The organism is Aminobacter sp. J41 (assembly GCF_000526635.1).
In the GTDB taxonomy this organism is placed as follows: domain Bacteria; phylum Pseudomonadota; class Alphaproteobacteria; order Rhizobiales; family Rhizobiaceae; genus Aerobium.
The window spans coordinates 124072-141477 of record NZ_JAGL01000003.1; the positions used below are offsets into that span (position 1 = coordinate 124072).

The following is a 17406-nucleotide window of genomic DNA, read 5'->3' on the forward strand; positions in this document are numbered from 1 at the left end:
CCCTACTCCACCGTCACGGACTTGGCGAGGTTGCGCGGCTGGTCGACATCCGTGCCAATGAACACCGCCGTGTAGTAAGCCAGCAGCTGGATCGGCAGCGCGTAGACGATCGGCGAAATGATCTCGGGAACGTCCGGCACCACGATGGTGGAAAGCGTCTCGACGGTCGCCTCGGCAGCGCCCTTGGCGTCGGTGATCAGGATGATCTTGCCGCCGCGTGCCGCCACTTCCTGCATGTTCGAGACGGTCTTCTCGAAGATGCGGTCATGCGGCGCGATGACGATGACCGGCATTTTCTCGTCGATCAGCGCGATCGGCCCGTGCTTCAGCTCTCCAGCGGCATAGCCTTCAGCGTGGATGTAGGAAATTTCCTTGAGCTTCAGCGCGCCTTCCATCGCCAGCGGGAAATTGGTGTCGCGCCCGAGATAGAGGACGTGCTTGTAGTGCGAGAGATCGCGCGACAGCCGCTCGATCTGGCTCGCCAGCTTCAGCACCTGATGCGCCATTCCAGGCGCTTCGGACAGCTGCCGCACAAGCTGCGCCTCCTGGGCGGCGTCAATAGTGCCCCTCGCAACCGCGGCCCGCAGTGCGAGCGATGCGAGGACCGACAGCTGGCAGGTAAACGCCTTGGTCGATGCGACGCCCACCTCGGGGCCTGCCAGGGTCGGGAAGACGATGTCGGATTCTCGGGCGATCGTTGATTCGCGCACGTTGACGATCGCGCCGATCGGCAAGCCTTCACTGCGGCAGTAGCGCAGCGATGCGAGCGTATCGGCCGTCTCGCCCGACTGCGAGATAAACAGCGCGGCGCTGTTCTTCGTGATCGGTAGTTCGCGGTAGCGGAACTCGGACGCGATATCGATGTCGACCGGCAGGCGCGCGTAGCGCTCGATCCAGTATTTGCCGATCAGGCCGGCGAGATACGCCGTGCCGCAGGCCGAAATGTAAAGCCGGTCGAGTTTTGCGAAGTCGAATGGCAGCTGGAAGTCCTTGACCTTACCGTTGGCGAAGTCGAGGTAGTTCGCAAGCGTGTGCGAGACGACTTCCGGCTGCTCATAGATCTCCTTCTCCATGAAGTGCCGGTAGTTGCCCTTGTCCACCATATAGGCGGAGCCAAGCGACTGCTGCTTGCGGCGCGTAACCGGCGCGCCATCAATGTCGAATACCTCAACACCGCTCCGGCGAACGACCGCCCAGTCGCCATCCTCAAGGTAGGTCACCGAATTGGTGAAGGGCGCGAGCGCGATCGCGTCGGACCCGAGATACATCTCGCCATCGCCATGGCCGACCGCAAGCGGCGGGCCGTTGCGCGCACCAACGATGAGGTTTTCGTCGCCGCGGAACATGATCGCGAGCGCGAAGGCGCCGCGCAGCTGCTTCAGTGCAGCGTGGGCGGCGGCGACCGGTTCCTTCCCGGATTTTAGTTCACGAGTGACCAGGTGCGCGACCACCTCTGTGTCCGTCTGCGAGACGAAGTTGTAGCCGTCGGCCATCAGCGAGGCGCGCAACTCGGCAAAATTCTCGATAATTCCGTTATGTACGACTGCGACATCACCCGAGAAATGAGGATGCGCATTGGTCTCGTTCGGCACGCCGTGCGTGGCCCAGCGGGTGTGACCAATGCCGATCGTGCCGGCGAGCGGCTCTTCTTTCAGCCGGCGCTCGAGATTGACGAGCTTGCCCTCGGCGCGGCGGCGGCCGAGCTGGCCGTTCGAAATGGTCGCGACGCCGGCCGAGTCATAGCCGCGGTATTCGAGCCGCTTCAATGCATCGACAATGAGGGGAGCCACGTCCGTGCGCCCCAAAATCCCCACGATACCGCACATGCCGAAGACCCTTTCCTGCCCGCGTTGCAACCGTCATAGGAGGCCAACTGCTACGGGAAAAATCACAATAGTTTTCAGAAAGTATTGCAGCCGAAGGCAGGCCGCCTCCGGAGATTCTCGTCTATTTTCCGGCTTTTGCCTTCAGTCTTTCACGCAACTGCCGGCCAAGGTCCGGCTTATTCTCTTGCCGAGCCCGGCCGAACGCCAGCGCGTCTGTCGGAACGTCCTGCGTAATCACGCTGCCCGAAGCCACATAGCCTCCTTCGCCGACGCGTACCGGTGCGACGAGCGACGAATTCGAGCCAATGAAAGCCCCTGCGCCGATCTCGGTGCGATGCTTGCCGAAGCCATCATAGTTGCAGGTAATCGTGCCCGCACCAATGTTGGCCTTTGAGCCAACATGCGCATCGCCAATGTAGGTCAGGTGGTTGACCTTCGCGCCTTCGTCGAGGACTGCGTTCTTGACCTCGCAGAAGTTGCCGACCTTGGCGGTCGGGGAGACGCGCGTGCCGGGGCGAAGACGCGCGAACGGGCCAATCTCGGCATTGGCCTCCACAATTGCACCCTCAAGGTGGGAGAAGGCACGGATGCGTGCCCCGGCGGCGACCTTCACTCCCGGGCCGAAAAACACGTTCGGCTCCAGCATCACATCGGCTTCGAGTTCGGTGTCATGCGACAGCCGCACGGTCTCCGGTGCCAGCATTGTTACGCCTGCGAGCATGAAATGCCGGCGGCGGCGCTGTTGCCAGACGGCTTCCGCCTCAGCAAGCTCCGCGCGCGTGTTGATGCCGAGAACATTCTCGTAGGCGGCCTCGGTCGCAACGACCCTGAGCCCGCGTGAGGTCGCAATCTCGACGATATCGGTGAGGTAATACTCGCCCTTGGCATTCTCGTTGCGGACGGCATCGAGCAGGCTAAGTGCGTGCTCGCCCGCAATTGCCATCAGGCCACCGTTGCAGAAGGTGATGCGGCGCTCCTCATCGTTGGCGTCGCGTTCCTCGCGAATGGCAACCAGCGCGCCGTCCTTCTCGATCAGCCGCCCATATCCATGCGGATTGGGGGTCCGGAATCCCATGGCGACCACAGCAGCGCCCTTCGCAAGTTCCGCACGGAGCGCTGACAAGGCGTCAGCCTCGACGAGCGGTGTGTCGCCGAACAGGACCAGGATATCATCGTAGCCGCGGCCGATCTTTTCGCGGGCCGCAAGAACCGCATGCGCTGTGCCCAGCCGCTCGCTCTGCAGGAACACCTCCGCCTCCGGAGCAAACGGGGCAACTGCCTGGCGCACCAACTCGGCTTCCCGCCCGACAACGACGGCGATGTCGGCACCGCGCGCCGCGTTTACCACATGCGCCACCATCGGTAGGTCCGCTACCGGATGCAGCACCTTGGGCAGCGCACTCTTCATGCGCGTACCCTCCCCGGCAGCGAGAATGATCGAAAGGCAGCTTCTCTGGCTCATGCGGGAATCCAATGATGTCTGACTCGCGGCTTGTGTAGCATCGGGATCGAATTGCTCCAATCCCTGCAAAACGTCATGCCACGACGGCGTCCTCTATCCGAAATTGGACTGAACGCTGACCATTCCACCAATTGGATGAGATCGTCCCTGCCACGTGGACGGCACTCCCCCGGTTCGCGAGCAGGAAGTTGCCGAGGTCCGTTCCTATCGTGCGGAACGCCATGGCCTGCAGCCGCGCACCGGTCTGGGAGCGCAGGTCGACCCGCAGATGATTCTCGCCAACGACACGTGCATCCGCGATCGTGTGCCGCGGCATGGCCAGCAGCGGCTGCGGATGGCCTGATCCGTACGGCCCCGCGCTTTCCAAACGGTCGACCAGGTCGAAGTTCGCACCGTCGGCTGAAAGCGCCGCGTCGATCTCCAGCACTGCCGCATCGCGCAGGCGGATCACGTCGTCAGCGGCCCATTCCTCGAAGAAGGCCCGCAGCGCCCCCAGTTTTTCGCGCTCTACGGTAATGCCGGCTGCCATCGCATGTCCGCCGCCCTTGACGAGCAGGCCGCGCTCGACTGCCTCGCGGACCATACGGCCCAGATCGAAGCCGGGAATCGAACGGCCAGACCCGGTACCGATGCCATTCGGGTTGAAATTGATCGCGAAGGCCGGACGCTTGGCGTGTTCCTTCAGGCGCGCGGCGATCAGGCCAACGATACCGGCATGCCAGCGATCGCTCGCGGTCACCAGGACAGCGGGGCCGTTACCGGCTGCCAGCTCCGCATCTGCCTCGTTCTTTGCCTCGGCTAGCATGACCTGCTCCATCGCCTGCCGCTCACTGTTGAGGCGGTCGAGCGTCTCGGAAATGGTGCGGGCATCAGTCGGATCATCGGTGGCGAGCAAGCGGCTGCCTAGTGCCGCATCGCCGATGCGTCCGCCTGCATTGATGCGGGGACCCAGCAGGAAGCCGAGATGGAAGGTGTTGAGCGGCTCACCGATGCGGGAAACACGCGCAAGCGCCGTTAGGCCGGCATTGCCCAGCCGGCGCATCGCGATCAGCCCCTTCACCACGAAAGCACGGTTGACGCCGATGAGCGGAACGACGTCGCATACGGTCGCGAGTGCGACAAGGTCTAGGAAGGAAAGAAGATCGGGCGGAGAGGTGCGGCTGCCCCGCTCGCGCAACATCGCCACCGTTCGCACCAGCGTGACGAAGACGACGCCGGCAGCGCAGAGATGTCCCTGCCCCGAAATGTCGTCCTCGCGGTTCGGATTGACGACCGCGATGGCATTTGGCAGCGGACCACCGACCTGATGGTGGTCGAGCACGACCACCTGCGCACCGGCTTCGTTGGCCGCATCGATCGCAAGGGCGCTGTTGGTACCGCAGTCGACGGTGATGATCAGCCTCGCGCCGCGTGCCACCAGTTCGCGCATCGCATCCGGATTGGGGCCATACCCTTCAAAAATCCGGTCAGGAATGTAAATCTCGGCGTCGATGCCGTAGTGAGCGAGAAAGCGCTTCAGCAGCGCGGAGGAAGCCGCGCCGTCGACATCATAGTCGCCGAAGATCGCCACCTTCTCCTGTCGCGCGATCGCATCGGCAATGCGCCCGGCGGCAGCATCCATGTCGGTGAATGAGCGAGGATTGGGCAGGAGATCCCGAACCGTCGGATCGAGAAAGCGCAGCGCGTCCTCCTGCGACACGCCGCGGCCCGCTAGCACCCTGGCCACGATGTCCGGCACGCCATGCGCCTGTGCCATGGCAAGTGCCGTGTTTTCCTCGCGAAGACCCAGCCGGTGAACCCACGCAAGGCCGTTCACCGACTTATGTACATCAAGAAAGTAGCGCCGATCCGCCATATCCGACCCCAATCAGGCCGCGAACATAGAGGCTCGGCGCTGTTTTGCCAAAGCTCAGCCGAACTTTTCCATATCCTGATGGTGCGCCTTGATCTCGCGAACGGTGCGCGAGGACGATCGCATGACGATCGTATGCGTCTGGATCGAGTCGCGGCCGAACTTGACGCCGGACAGGAGATTGCCGTCGGTCACGCCGGTTGCAGCGAAGAGCACGTCGCCGCGAGCCATCTCTTCCATCGAGTACACCTTGTTGGGATCGGAGATTCCCATCTTGGCGGCGCGCTCGATCTTCTCCTCGGTGTTGAGCTGCAGGCGACCCTGCATCTGGCCACCGATGCAGCGAAGTGCTGCGGCGGCCAGGACACCCTCAGGAGCGCCGCCGGTGCCCATGTAGATGTCGATGCCAGTCTCGTCCGGATTGGTCGTGTGAATCACGCCAGCCACGTCGCCGTCGCCGATCAGGCGGATTGCGGCGCCCGTCGCACGGACAGCCTCGATCAGCCGGGCATGGCGAGGACGGTCGAGAATGCAGGCCGTGATCTCCTGAACCGGAACGCCCTTCGCCTTGGCGAGGTTTTCAATGTTCTCCTGCGGCGAGGCGTCAAGATTGACGATACCGGCCGGGTAGCCCGGACCGACCGCGATCTTGTCCATGTAGACGTCCGGCGCGTAGAGCAGGCTGCCCTTCTCGGCAATCGCGATGACGGCCAGCGAGTTCGGCAGGTTCTTGGCGCAGATCGTGGTGCCTTCCAGCGGATCGAGCGCGATGTCGACTCCCGGGCCCTCGCCCGTGCCCACTTCCTCGCCGATGTAGAGCATCGGAGCCTCGTCGCGCTCACCTTCGCCGATGACGACGGTGCCTTTGATCGGCAGGCGGTTCAGTTCGGCGCGCATGGCGTCGACTGCCACCTGGTCGGCGGCCTTCTCGTCGCCCCTGCCGCGAAGACGTGCGGCGGCAACCGCTGCGCGCTCCGTGACACGAACCAGTTCAAGGGTGAGAATGCGGTCGAGACCGGATGTGGCAGGCTTGGCCATCATGACGAACCTTCTGTGAGATCAGGCATTTGCCGGATAGGGTTGGCCTCTTTTGTCAAAGAGACCCACCCCTAGCAAGAGCGATTCACGGTCCGTCCCGACATCAATCGATTGAATTGATCCGGCTTTTTTCAGGCCGGACGTTCAATCCGGATGACCTGCGGCTTGTCGACCAGATGACCATCCTTGGTGATGGCCTCGACGGCCTTGCGGATGGACGCCTCGCTGGTCGAATGGGTGACGAGAATGACGGTCTTGTGGTCGCCGATCTGCGGGTCGGCGGCGCGCTGGACGATCGACTCCAGCGAGATATCGTTTTCGGCCATGCGCTTTGCAATCGCTGCAAACACTCCCGTCCGGTCATGGACGGTCAGGCGGATGAAATAGCCGCCCTCGTGCTTGCGCATCGCTGCCTTCTTGTAGGGCGCGAGCTCCTTCGCCGGACGGCCGAAGACCGGGCCGTGCTGGAAGCCGGGACGGCTCTTGGCAATGTCGGCGATGTCGCCGATGACGGCCGAAGCGGTCGCGTTGCCGCCGGCGCCCGGACCGGACAGCAGCAACTCACCTAGAATGTCCGTTTCGATGGCAACTGCGTTGGTGACGCCGTGGACCTGCGCAATAACCGACGACGTGGGCACCATCGTCGGGTGGACGCGCTGTTCGATGCCGCTTTCACTGCGCTGGGCAACGCCCAGGAGCTTGATGCGGTAGCCGAGCTCAGCCGCGGCCTTGATGTCGGCCTGGGTGATGTTGGAGATGCCTTCGAGGTAGATGTCGTCCGGCGAGATCTTCGTGCCGAAGGCAAGGCTCGTCAGGATCGACAGCTTGTGCGCGGTATCGTTGCCCTCGATGTCGAAGGTCGGATCGGCCTCGGCGTAGCCGAGACGCTGCGCGTCAGCGAGGCACTCTTCGAACGAGATACCTTCCGCTTCCATCCGGGTCAGGATGTAGTTGCAGGTGCCGTTGAGGATGCCGAACACGCGCGAAACCGAGTTGCCGGCGAGCGACTCGCGCATGGTCTTGATGACCGGAATGCCGCCGGCGACTGCCGCTTCGTAGTTGAGCAGCACGCCGTTCTTTTCCGCGATCGCTGCGAGTGAGACGCCAGAGCGCGACAGCAGGGCCTTGTTCGCGGTGACGACATGCTTGCCGCGCTCGAGGGCTGCCTGGACACTCGCCTTTGCCGGACCGTCCTCGCCACCCATCAGCTCGACGAAGACGTCGATGTCGGCCTCACGTGCAAGCGCGACGGGATCATCGAACCATTGGACGCCGGAAAGGTCGACGCCGCGGTCACGAGTGCGGTCGCGTGCGGAGACCGCGGTGACGGTGATCGCCCGGCCGCACTGGCGGGTTAGTTCATCCGCCTTCTCAGCCAGAACGCGCGCCACCGAGGCACCAACGGTGCCCAGACCGGCAATTCCAACACGCAATGCTTCGCTCATGCCGCGGGCATCCTTTTCTGTCAGTCTTTAATTGAGGAACTATCTGCGGGCGTTCAGCGCAACGACATTGTCCGGAGTCGAGCCCACGGAGCTCAGGAAGCGCTTGATGTTGCGCGCTGCCTGCCGGATGCGGTGCTCGTTCTCGACGAGAGCGAGACGGACATAATCGTCACCGTGTTCGCCGAAGCCGACGCCCGGCGCCACCGCAACATCGGCCTTCTCGACGAGGAGCTTCGAGAACTCCAGCGAGCCGAGGTGGCGGAACTGTTCGGGGATGGGCGCCCACGCGAACATGGTCGCTGCGGGAGCGGGAATCTCCCAGCCAGCGCGCAAGAAGGAGTCGACCATAACCTCGCGACGGCGGTGGTAGACTTCGCGCACTTCAGCAATGTCGGAGCCGTCGCCGTTCAGCGCAGCCGTGGCCGCAACCTGGATCGGCGTGAACGCGCCGTAGTCGAGGTAGGACTTCACGCGGGTCAGCGCGGCGATCAGACGCTCGTTGCCAACCGCAAAGCCCATGCGCCAGCCCGGCATCGAAAACGTCTTCGACATCGAGGTGAACTCGACCGTACAGTCGATCGCTCCCGGCACCTGCAGCACCGACGGAGGCGGATTGCCGTCGAAGTAGATCTCGGCGTAGGCGAGGTCGGAGAGGATGATAAGCTCGTTCTTTTTCGCGAACGCGACAACGTCGCGGTAGAAGTCGAGCGAGGCGACCAGCGCCGTCGGATTCGACGGGTAGTTGAGGATCAGCGCGAGCGGCTTCGGCGTCGAGTGGCGTATCGCGCGCTCCAGCGCCGGGATGAACTTGTCATCCGGCTCGGACTGCATCGAGCGGATAACGCCGCCGGCCATCAGGAAGCCGAAGGCATGAATTGGATAGGTCGGATTGGGGCACAGGATCACGTCGCCCGGCGCGGTGATTGCCTGCGCCATGTTGGCGAAACCTTCCTTCGACCCCAAAGTCGCGACGATCTGGGTATCGGGATTAAGCTTCACGCCGAACCGGCGGGCATAGTAGTTCGCCTGCGCCTTGCGCAGGCCCGGGATGCCCTTCGACGAGGAATAGCGGTGGGTGCGCGGGTCGCGAACGACCTCTACCAGCTTTTCGACGATGTTCTGCGGAGTCGGCAGGTCAGGGTTGCCCATGCCGAGGTCAATGATGTCTGCACCACCCGCTCGCGCCGCGGCCTTCAGCTTGTTGACCTGTTCGAAAACGTATGGCGGAAGCCGGCGGACCTTGTGAAACTCTTCCATTGGAGAATCCGATCGCGAGGGGATTGGGGCAATTGACGCGCGCTATACACCTAAACCTTCTGGTGGTCGATAGTTCAGCGGCCTTCTATTGCCTTCAAAGCCTCGTCTGCATGGCTGTTTCCAAGCCGGCGCAAGGTTGCCGTTTCATCGGCGACACCTCCCCCTCCGGCAGACAGAGTATCGCGCCTCTGGCGCAGCTCTTCGGACTTCGCGGCCACTTCCTCCGGCGTCAGGTGCTCGGTGGCGGGCGTAGGAACGATGTTGAGATTCGGATACTGGCCCGGGCTAGCAAATGCGACGGAGGAAGGCTCCTGCGCAGAGGTCTGCACTGCGCCCGCCGGCACGGCGTCTTCGATTGTCGCGGTTCCGCAGCCCTGAAGCGCCGGGAACAGAATTGCCATCAGGAGGGCGATGCGCCGCATTGTCATTGTTTCACCGCCTATCACAAATAGATGATCGCTGTTGGACCGGACTTCACGTCACATGGTAATATGCCAACACACGCTTTCTGAAAAGGAAGCAACGGAGGACGCGATTTAGCATGACCATACGCGAGGATCGCGGTGACCATCCCCTGCCCCCAAATGTCGAAAAATATCTGGTCAAGGATCCGGAGCGCTTTGCGCTGAACATCGCACGCGCGGTCGAGCAGGCCGGCAAGGCGGCGGCGGCGTGGGCGGCTGCGCGCGAAACCGGTGAAATACATGACGCGGCTGCCGAACCAGTCACCGACATGGTCAAGACGTTCTCCCGGCTCACAGAATACTGGCTGAAGGACCCTTCGCGTGCCCTCGAGGCACAGACACGCCTGTTCGCATCCTATCTCGACGTGTGGTCGAACTCCATCCAGCGCATGTCTCATCCCGAACTGCAGGCGGTCGTCGAACCGGAGAAGGGAGACAAGCGCTTCCAGGACCCCGAATGGGCGGAGAACGCGTTCTTCGACTTCCTGAAGCAGGTCTATCTCGTTACCACGCGCTGGGCGACCGAACTGGTCGAACACGCAGAGGATCTCGATGAGCGCACGCGCCACAAGGCGCAGTTCTACGTCAACCAGATCAGCCATGCGATCTCGCCGTCGAATTTCCTGCTCACCAATCCCGAGCTGTTCCGCGAAACGATGGCGACGAATGGCGAGAACCTCGTCCGCGGCATGGAGATGCTGGCCCAGGATATCAACGCCGGGCACGGCGAGCTCAAGCTGCGGCAGGCCGAACCGGACCACTTTCAGATCGGCAAGCACCTTGCATTGACGCCCGGAAAGGTGGTGGCGCGCAGCGAACTCGCGGAGATCATCCAGTACGAACCGACAACCGACACCGTGCTGAAGCGGCCGCTGCTCATTTGCCCGCCCTGGATCAACAAGTTCTACATTCTCGATCTCAACCCGCAGAAATCCTTCATCCGCTGGGCGGTCGAGCAGGGTCATTCGGTGTTCGTCATCTCCTGGGTGAACCCGGACGAGCGACATGGCAACAAGGACTGGGAAGCCTATATCCGCGAGGGTCTGCAGTTCGCACTCGACACGATCGAGGAAGAGACCGGCGAGCGAGAAGTCAACGCAATCGGTTATTGCGTTGGCGGAACGCTGCTTGCCGCAGCACTCGCCCTCTTCGCACAGGAAGGCGAAGACCGCATCAAGTCGGCCACGTTCTTCACGACGCAGGTCGACTTCACCCATGCGGGCGACCTGAAGGTATTCGTCGACGAGGACCAGGTGGCGGCCCTCGAGCGCGCCATGTCCGGCAAGGGCTATCTTGAGGGCACACGCATGGCGATGGCCTTCAACATGCTGCGGGCCGGCGACCTCATCTGGCCCTACGTCGTCAACAACTACATGCGCGGCACGGCGCCGGTTCCGTTCGACCTGCTCTACTGGAACTCGGATTCGACCCGCATGAGCGCGGCCAACCACTCCTACTACCTGCGCAACTGCTATCTAGACAACAACCTGTCGCAGGGCCGGATGGTGCTGGCCAACCGCACCATCTCGCTCAAGGACGTCACCGTCCCGGTCTACAACCTCGCCACGCGCGAGGACCACATCGCCCCTGCCCGCTCGGTGTTTCTTGGCTGCAGCTTCTTCGGCAGCGACGTTACCTATGTCCTGGCTGGCTCCGGCCACATCGCCGGCGTGGTCAACCCGCCATCTTCAGGCAAGTACCAGTACTGGAGCGACGGCGGCGCGCTCGACGATTTCGAAACATGGGTCGCAAATGCCAAGGAAACAGTAGGCTCTTGGTGGCCGCACTGGCACGCGTGGATCGAGCAGCAGGACAGCGAGCGCGTTGCCGCGCGCGTGCCGCTCGCAAGCGGCCGGCCTTCGCTTGGCGATGCCCCCGGAGAATATGTGCGGGTGCGCGTCTAAGCTCTAGCCCAGCGTTCCGAGGATGGGGAAAGTCTCGAGCAGCCAGAACGACGCGGTCTGGATGCCGCCGGTGAGGAACAGCACGCCGGCGACTACCAGCAGCCCGCCCATCACCTTTTCGACCCGGCCGAGATGCACACGGAACCGGCCAAGGAATCGCATGAACGCGCCGGAGAACAGCGCGGCGACAAGGAAAGGAATTCCGAGCCCCAACGAATAGGCGAAGAGCAGCAAGGCGCCTTCGCTGACGGTTTCGCGACCGCCCGCAAGCGTCAGGATCGGCCCAAGCACCGGGCCGATGCAGGGCGTCCAGCCAAATGCGAAGGCCAGGCCCATCACATAGGCGCCTAGGGCGCTCGCCGGCTTGCCGCCACCCTGGAAGCGGATTTCCCGCGATAGCAGCGGAATGCGGATGATACCGAGGAAATTGAGACCCATCGCGATGATGAGTAGGCCTGCGGCAATCGCCAGCTCCTGCTGCCAGGCGCGCAGGAAGCTGCCGATCGAGGAAGCGCCCGCGCCGAGCGCGACGAAGACGGTCGAGAAGCCAAGAACGAACGCCACGGAGGCGCCTACGAGTGCCTTGCGCGCAGGGGTGGTCGCGGTGGCCTTCCCGTCACCCGCACGAAAATCGTCGATGGAAACACCCGCCATGTAGCAGAGGTAGGGCGGAACCAGCGGCAGGACGCAGGGAGAGAGGAAAGAGAGAGCCCCTGCCCCGACTGCGCTCACATATCCGACATCAATGGCCATATCCAAGCTCACCCGTCTGATCGGGCAACCGATATAGCCGCTCGGTCGCGCGCGCACCAATCACCAAGACGTGGCAAAGGGTCGCTAAACAGAAAAAAATTCCCGCCGGGAGACCGGCGGGAGTTGGGGCAAAATGACGAATGATCAGTTTGCGAAGTAGTTCTGAGTGCCGTGCGCTTCGATCGCCTCAGCGATGCGGGAAAGCGCGTGGACGTAGGCCGCGGTGCGGACGGTGATCCGCTTCTCGCGCGCAAGGTTCCAGATCGCGCGGCCCTCGCGTTCCATGATGGTGCGCAGGCGGTCGTGGATCTCTTCCACGGTCCAGTAGTAGCCCTGCTTGTTCTGGACCCACTCGAAGTACGAGACGGTCACGCCGCCCGCGTTGGCAAGAATGTCGGGAAGGACGACGACGCCCTTCTTCTCGAGGATCTCGTCGGCATCGGTGGTGACCGGGCCGTTGGCCAGCTCGAGGATCACCTTCGCCTTGACGGACTCGACGTTGTCCTTGTGGATCATGTTCTCGAGAGCCGATGGGACGAGGATATCGCAGTCTGCGCCGACCAGCTCATCCGCGCTCATCAGCTCGTGTCCATGCTGGCCAACGGTCGAGACGACCGAGCCGCCATTGTCCTTCGCGGCGAGCAATGCCTCGATGTTCAGGCCGCCCTCGCACTTGACCGCGCCCTGGGAGTCCGAAACAGCGACGATCTTGTGGCCGTCAGCTGCGAACAGGCGGGCGATGTGCTGGCCAGCATTGCCGAAGCCCTGCACCGCGATACGCAGCTGCTGCAGGCCGAGGTCGCCAGCAAGGTGACGGACGAGGTAATAGCCCCCGCGTGCGGTCGCGTCGCCACGGCCGAGCGAACCACCGAGGGCGATTGGCTTGCCGGTGATGACCGCCGGCTCGGAACGGCCAACGATCTGCGCATACTCGTCTGCCATCCAGCCCATCACCATAGAGTTGGTGTAGACGTCCGGAGCCGGAATATCACGATCCGGACCGATGGTGCGCGCGAAAGCCTGGATGTAGGCGCGCGACAGGCGCTCGAGCTCAGCCTTCGACAGCTTGCGCGGGTCAACCTGCACCGCCCCCTTTCCGCCACCATACGGCAGGTTCATCACGGCGCACTTGAAGGTCATCCAGAAGGCGAGCGTCTGGACTTCGTCGGCGTTGGAATCCGGGTGGTAGCGGATGCCGCCTTTGGTCGGGCCGCGGGTGTCATCATAGCGGCAGCGCCATGCGAGGAACGACTTGCGCGAGCCATCATCCATGCGGATCATCAAGCGAACCTGGGTGGTTTCGCGAGCATATTTCAGCTTCTCGATGACATCCGGATCCAAGGTCAGGTGGGCCGCCGCTGCGTCGAGACGAACGAGGGCGTGATCGAGAAGGCTTTCTTCCGACATCATTCTTCCTATGGGCCAGTGCACAAAAATTGGTAGCTGCTGCTTACGCGATGGGCATGTCGCACGCAAGCTCTGTCAGCGATGCTGACCTAATTTTTGTAATTTTTGCTCATTTTTTATTCGCGCCGCGCAATTATGACGCACGCGCCTTCCGATGCGGGAAATTCTTGCGAAGGCCGCGCCTGCATCCTCATCACGGTGATTATTTTGAAGGCAGGAACGTTCTTGGCATAGGGGAACGCTTTGACGCCGCCCTACGGGGTCGACTGCCGTATGAAAAAGCGCAAGGAGATCGCGGAAGAACGCCTGAACGGCGCAGCCCCGCGACTCAGCAGTTGGCTACCGTGTAGCTAAGAACCGCAGCTATCCTGCCGCGCGCAAAGGAAGCGGGCCGCATCCCTGTGCAGCCCCTCGACGAAAAGAAAATCGGCACGCAAAAGCCGGCTCATCCCGTCCGCGCCCACATGAGCCGGACCCTTGCGTGCCGCTGTTCGCCTTGCGGTGCTAGTTGCACTTGAAGGTCGCAGGTGTTTCGCGACCATGCATGGCGAACGTTCCCTGAAAACTCTTTGGCTTGGGGTTCTTCACCCGCAAGGCCCCGGCGGTGCCGATCTCGTAGGCCGAGGCACTAATCGACCGTACGGGATAGGGCGTGCCCTGATAGCTGTAGGCGACGATCTTGCCACCCTTCACCGTGACCTGCATCCCCGCCCCGGCGCAGACGCCGTCCGGCAACGTCACAGCGGAAGCAGAGCCCGACGCCGCGGCCAGTAAGAACCCCGCAGTTGCGGCGACAAAAATCTGTTTCATCAGGACAATCCTCCGCCAGGTTACGCAGCAAACTCTTCCCGATACTGACTGAATTCTGTGCGCATACATCCCCCGATTTGGGGAGAAATCCGGCCGACTCTTGAGTACCTGTGCCATCCTGCCGCCGGGGAAGTATCAGTGGGGGCAACATGGCCGACACGATCAAGGTCCTGGACCTGATCTATGAGGCGGCGTTCGTACCGGAGCGCTGGCTTGAAGTTCTGGATGTGATGGCGCGGGGCGCGGATGCGCACGGTACCGCGCTGTTCAACGCAACCGCGACTGCGACGCGGGCACTCGCGTCCACTTCACTGGAGGATCTTGCGCAAAAGATGATCGGCGAGGGCGGGATTGCCCGCAACACCCGCGCCGCGCGCCTGATGACGATTGAACATGACGGCTTCATCGACGAGTCGGAATATTTTTCGGAAGAAGACTATGAGACGATGCCGATCTTCATCGAGGTAATGAAGCCGTTAGGCTACGGCTTTGGCACTTCGACCCGCATCTGCACGCCAAGCGAAGACCAGATCATCTTTGCTGTCGAGAAGAAGAAGGCGAGAGGACCCGTAACGCCGGACGCGATTTCCTATCTCAACCAGCTGAGGCCACATCTCGCCCGGGCGGCAATGATGTCGAGCCGGCTCGCCTTCGAACGGGTCAACGCGGCGATCGAGGCGCTGCAGATCAGCGGCCTGCCCTCGGCGGTCCTGCGCAGCGACGGGCGGGTGCTTGCCGTCAACCCGCTGCTCGAGCGCATGGCGCCGCAAGTGACGACCGCCGCGCACGGGCGCATCCGCTTCCGGCATGCAAAGGCGAACACGCTTCTTGCCGAGACGCTCGAGCAGCTTCGCGTGCTCGGCAGCCAGGCGAGCAAGTCGTTCCCGCTGCCGATGTATGAAGATAACCCGGCCGCGATCGTCCACTTCGTGCCGATCGAGGGCACTGCACGCGACATATTCAGCAACGTCGCCGCGTTTCTGATTGTTACGCCAATTGAGCGTCAGCGCATACCGGCGACCGAGACGATCCAGGGCCTGTTTGACCTTACCCCCGGCGAAGCCAAGGTCGCGCGCCAGCTTGTTGCCGGCAGCACGATCGACGCCGTCGCGGCGCAACTCACGATCAGTCGCGAGACTGTCCGGTCGCACGTCAAGGCAATCCTGGCCAAGTCGGGCATGAGCCGCCAGGCCGATTTCGTCGCCGCCATTGCCAGCATCCGCACGATTGAGCGCTAGACGTTCCGGTCAGCCGCAGAACCACGCAATGAAGGCCGAGGAAGGAATGATGGACACGTTGTTACAGACGCAGTCATCGCATCTTAGCACGCTGAGCGGCATAGAACTTCGCGGCACGGACCTCGCCCCCTGCCCTGCGCTCACATGAACTCCGCATTGATCCACAAGGGGGGGCAGGATGCTCGCCGCATAGCCGAGGGCAATCGCCCAGGCCCAGCATAGATGGTTCATGAAGGTGTAGTGGCGATCAAGCCTCTGCAGCAGGCAGAACGGTGCTCCCTGAGAGGGCGAGAATCGCGGGCCCCGCAACCGAATGTCACGGGACCAGTTGAGTACTACCTAACCCTCTCGGGAGAAATACCGGCCGAGGCGCAGCGCATTTTCGGCCACACCAACTCCTATTTGACCACGAAAGTCGCGGCCTGGCCTTCGCCGCTCGAGCCTGGAATGCGTACTGTGAAGGTTCCCGGCCGGATGGTGACGAAGGTGATTTCTGCTTCGCCGGCTGCGTCAAATTCCAGTGAGTCGAGGCCTAGGGGGCGCACTTCGATGTCGTTGATGACGACCTCGTTGATCCAAACATTGCGGAAGAATTCGGCGCCGGAGATCGCAAGTTCCGCCGTTCCGTCCGCCTCGATCGTCAGGCGGTAGTGCTTGCCCGATTCCAGTTCATACGGCTTCTCCGCAAGAGGAGCGCTCGCCGAAAGTTTGAGCGAAGGCTCAAGTCTCTCGGCTCGCGTCAGTAGTCCCTGCTGCGCGAACGCCTGCAGGGGTACTGCAATGGACGCTGCCAGTGTAGCCGCGGCGATGATCGCACGAACTTTAATCATGGGGGGTCCTCCTTCTTTCGACTTCTTCCAGATGACTTTGATCTGTCGCTCGAAATTGCGGGGCGATTGCGGAACAGGTCCGCAAGACCACCCATGGTAGCAGAAACTTCCCCTCTGTCTGCCCCGTAGTCTTACCACCATCAGGTGAGGTGGCGCGTGACCGCGAGGCACGAGTTGCGTGGGCCGGCCATCACCTACGCTTACCGCGGGCGTCGACATGAGCGAATCGCCGAAATCTTGGAGCACTCAGAGAGTGTGTGCGAGGCCACAACCAGAAAGCCCTACCTTGCCGGTGCAGGCGACATTGAAGCCATGCGCGCCGGAACGAAAGCGGGGGTAAAAATGTAAAATGCTGTCGGATCGTAAAACGGCTTTTTTGCCGACGGGTGCTAAGTCATTGATTTTGGTGATCGCGCTGGGGCTCGAACCCAGGACCTACTGATTAAAAGTCAGTTGCTCTACCGGCTGAGCTACGCGATCAACAGCGTCGAAACGGCGCCCGGAAGTGGGCCGGAACATAGGTAGCAGAAGCACACTGGTCAACACCAATCTCGTTGGTGCATCCTCTTTTGGGGAACGTTTCAACAGACGAGCCGTTTTGCCATCAAGGGACGCGAACGTTCCCGCCCCGAAACGCTAGCGAGGAAATGGCATGTTGAAGATAGTGTCTACCCTGTGTGCGGCCGCGATGGCAGTATCCGTGCCTATGGCGGCCCCGGCCGTGGCGATGCCACTTGGCTCGCCTGTTGTCGATCAGACATCGAATGTAACGCAAATTCAGTACCGTGACCACCGGCATAACGACCGGTTTGAGCGTCGCGGTCGTGACGTCTATTGGCGCGGTCATCGCGGCTCCCGCGAATACCGCCCGGGCTACCGCCGCCATGGCGAATTCTGGTTCCCGGCAGCAGCTTTCATAGCCGGCGCCATCGTCAGCGGCGCGATCGCCAACCGGCAGCCGCGCTACGTCGCACCGCCGACGCGCGTCTATCGCGGTAACAATGCGCACGTCGAATGGTGTCTGAACCGCTACCGGTCCTACCGCCCGGCCGACAACACCTTCCAGCCGTACAACGGCCCGCGCCGTCAGTGCACGTCGCCCTACGGCTGATCGCCCAAA

Annotated in this window: 14 protein-coding genes and 1 tRNA gene; 3 read left to right on the forward strand and 12 right to left on the reverse strand. The window is 62.4% G+C overall.

Going from position 1 to position 17406, the window contains the following annotated elements; all coding sequences use genetic code 11:
• Positions 1-2 precede the first annotated feature (2 nt).
• The 7 genes from glmS to L630_RS0103495 form a co-directional block, all read right to left on the reverse strand.
• The gene (gene glmS / locus L630_RS0103465) at positions 3-1826 is read right to left on the reverse strand and encodes a glutamine--fructose-6-phosphate transaminase (isomerizing) (protein ID WP_024846895.1); all 1824 of its coding nucleotides are present in this window, start codon (positions 1824-1826) and stop codon (positions 3-5) included.
• 121 nt (positions 1827-1947) lie between these two features.
• On the reverse strand, positions 1948-3288 hold the full coding sequence (gene glmU / locus L630_RS0103470) for a bifunctional UDP-N-acetylglucosamine diphosphorylase/glucosamine-1-phosphate N-acetyltransferase GlmU (RefSeq protein ID WP_024846896.1): 1341 nt from the start codon (positions 3286-3288) through the stop codon (positions 1948-1950).
• A gap of 73 nt (positions 3289-3361) precedes the next feature.
• Complete coding sequence (recJ, locus tag L630_RS0103475; protein WP_024846897.1) at positions 3362-5143, reverse strand: single-stranded-DNA-specific exonuclease RecJ; 1782 nt, start codon at positions 5141-5143, stop codon at positions 3362-3364.
• A 54-nt stretch (positions 5144-5197) separates the two neighbouring features.
• Entirely contained in the window at positions 5198-6178 is a 981-nt protein-coding gene (gene glpX / locus L630_RS0103480; protein WP_024846898.1) for a class II fructose-bisphosphatase, read from the reverse strand.
• 131 nt (positions 6179-6309) lie between these two features.
• On the reverse strand, positions 6310-7623 hold the full coding sequence (locus L630_RS0103485; protein ID WP_024846899.1) for a homoserine dehydrogenase: 1314 nt from the start codon (positions 7621-7623) through the stop codon (positions 6310-6312).
• 39 nt (positions 7624-7662) lie between these two features.
• On the reverse strand, positions 7663-8880 hold the full coding sequence (locus tag L630_RS0103490; protein WP_024846900.1) for an LL-diaminopimelate aminotransferase: 1218 nt from the start codon (positions 8878-8880) through the stop codon (positions 7663-7665).
• Between the two features lie 74 nt (positions 8881-8954).
• Positions 8955-9308 (reverse strand): hypothetical protein, encoded by a 354-nt coding sequence (locus L630_RS0103495; RefSeq protein ID WP_144708673.1) that lies wholly within the window; start codon positions 9306-9308, stop codon positions 8955-8957.
• A gap of 113 nt (positions 9309-9421) precedes the next feature.
• On the opposite strand from L630_RS0103495, the gene phaC reads away from it, so the two are divergent.
• The gene (phaC, locus tag L630_RS0103500; protein WP_024846902.1) at positions 9422-11248 is read left to right on the forward strand and encodes a class I poly(R)-hydroxyalkanoic acid synthase; all 1827 of its coding nucleotides are present in this window, start codon (positions 9422-9424) and stop codon (positions 11246-11248) included.
• 3 nt (positions 11249-11251) lie between these two features.
• On the opposite strand, the gene L630_RS0103505 is transcribed toward phaC, so the two are convergent.
• The 3 genes from L630_RS0103505 to L630_RS0103515 form a co-directional block, all read right to left on the reverse strand.
• Positions 11252-12001 carry a cytochrome c biogenesis CcdA family protein gene (locus L630_RS0103505; protein ID WP_024846903.1) on the reverse strand — a complete coding sequence of 250 codons (750 nt, stop codon included), beginning with the start codon at positions 11999-12001 and terminating at the stop codon, positions 11252-11254.
• Positions 12002-12145: 144 nt separating this feature from the next.
• Positions 12146-13408 (reverse strand): Glu/Leu/Phe/Val dehydrogenase, encoded by a 1263-nt coding sequence (locus L630_RS0103510; protein ID WP_024846904.1) that lies wholly within the window; start codon positions 13406-13408, stop codon positions 12146-12148.
• A gap of 504 nt (positions 13409-13912) precedes the next feature.
• On the reverse strand, positions 13913-14218 hold the full coding sequence (locus L630_RS0103515; RefSeq protein ID WP_024846905.1) for a hypothetical protein: 306 nt from the start codon (positions 14216-14218) through the stop codon (positions 13913-13915).
• Between the two features lie 149 nt (positions 14219-14367).
• Here L630_RS0103515 and L630_RS0103520 point away from each other — a divergent pair, with 149 nt between their 5' ends.
• Positions 14368-15456 (forward strand): helix-turn-helix transcriptional regulator, encoded by a 1089-nt coding sequence (locus L630_RS0103520; RefSeq protein ID WP_024846906.1) that lies wholly within the window; start codon positions 14368-14370, stop codon positions 15454-15456.
• Between the two features lie 398 nt (positions 15457-15854).
• Here L630_RS0103520 and L630_RS0103530 read toward each other — a convergent pair whose 3' ends face one another.
• Together L630_RS0103530 and L630_RS0103540 are read right to left on the reverse strand one after the other, a co-directional pair.
• On the reverse strand, positions 15855-16286 hold the full coding sequence (locus L630_RS0103530) for a hypothetical protein (protein WP_024846907.1): 432 nt from the start codon (positions 16284-16286) through the stop codon (positions 15855-15857).
• 404 nt (positions 16287-16690) lie between these two features.
• Positions 16691-16766: transfer RNA gene (locus L630_RS0103540), tRNA-Lys, on the reverse strand.
• A 172-nt stretch (positions 16767-16938) separates the two neighbouring features.
• Here L630_RS0103540 and L630_RS0103545 point away from each other — a divergent pair.
• A complete protein-coding gene (locus L630_RS0103545; protein ID WP_024846909.1) occupies positions 16939-17397 on the forward strand; it encodes a BA14K family protein in 459 nt (152 codons plus the stop codon).
• The last annotated feature ends 9 nt before the right edge of the window (positions 17398-17406 follow it).

What these genes read in the sequence shown, in the direction of transcription:
- glmS (WP_024846895.1), bottom strand. Translation starts at nt 1,826, where the DNA reads ATGTGCGGTATCGTGGGGATTTTGGGGCGCACGGACGTGGCTCCCCTC.
- glmU (WP_024846896.1), bottom strand. Translation starts at nt 3,288, where the DNA reads ATGAGCCAGAGAAGCTGCCTTTCGATCATTCTCGCTGCCGGGGAGGGT.
- recJ (WP_024846897.1), bottom strand. Translation starts at nt 5,143, where the DNA reads ATGGCGGATCGGCGCTACTTTCTTGATGTACATAAGTCGGTGAACGGC.
- glpX (WP_024846898.1), bottom strand. Translation starts at nt 6,178, where the DNA reads ATGGCCAAGCCTGCCACATCCGGTCTCGACCGCATTCTCACCCTTGAA.
- L630_RS0103485 (WP_024846899.1), bottom strand. Translation starts at nt 7,623, where the DNA reads ATGAGCGAAGCATTGCGTGTTGGAATTGCCGGTCTGGGCACCGTTGGT.
- L630_RS0103490 (WP_024846900.1), bottom strand. Translation starts at nt 8,880, where the DNA reads ATGGAAGAGTTTCACAAGGTCCGCCGGCTTCCGCCATACGTTTTCGAA.
- L630_RS0103495 (WP_144708673.1), bottom strand. Translation starts at nt 9,308, where the DNA reads ATGACAATGCGGCGCATCGCCCTCCTGATGGCAATTCTGTTCCCGGCG.
- phaC (WP_024846902.1), top strand. Translation starts at nt 9,422, where the DNA reads ATGACCATACGCGAGGATCGCGGTGACCATCCCCTGCCCCCAAATGTC.
- L630_RS0103505 (WP_024846903.1), bottom strand. Translation starts at nt 12,001, where the DNA reads ATGGCCATTGATGTCGGATATGTGAGCGCAGTCGGGGCAGGGGCTCTC.
- L630_RS0103510 (WP_024846904.1), bottom strand. Translation starts at nt 13,408, where the DNA reads ATGTCGGAAGAAAGCCTTCTCGATCACGCCCTCGTTCGTCTCGACGCA.
- L630_RS0103515 (WP_024846905.1), bottom strand. Translation starts at nt 14,218, where the DNA reads ATGAAACAGATTTTTGTCGCCGCAACTGCGGGGTTCTTACTGGCCGCG.
- L630_RS0103520 (WP_024846906.1), top strand. Translation starts at nt 14,368, where the DNA reads ATGGCCGACACGATCAAGGTCCTGGACCTGATCTATGAGGCGGCGTTC.
- L630_RS0103530 (WP_024846907.1), bottom strand. Translation starts at nt 16,286, where the DNA reads ATGATTAAAGTTCGTGCGATCATCGCCGCGGCTACACTGGCAGCGTCC.
- L630_RS0103545 (WP_024846909.1), top strand. Translation starts at nt 16,939, where the DNA reads ATGTTGAAGATAGTGTCTACCCTGTGTGCGGCCGCGATGGCAGTATCC.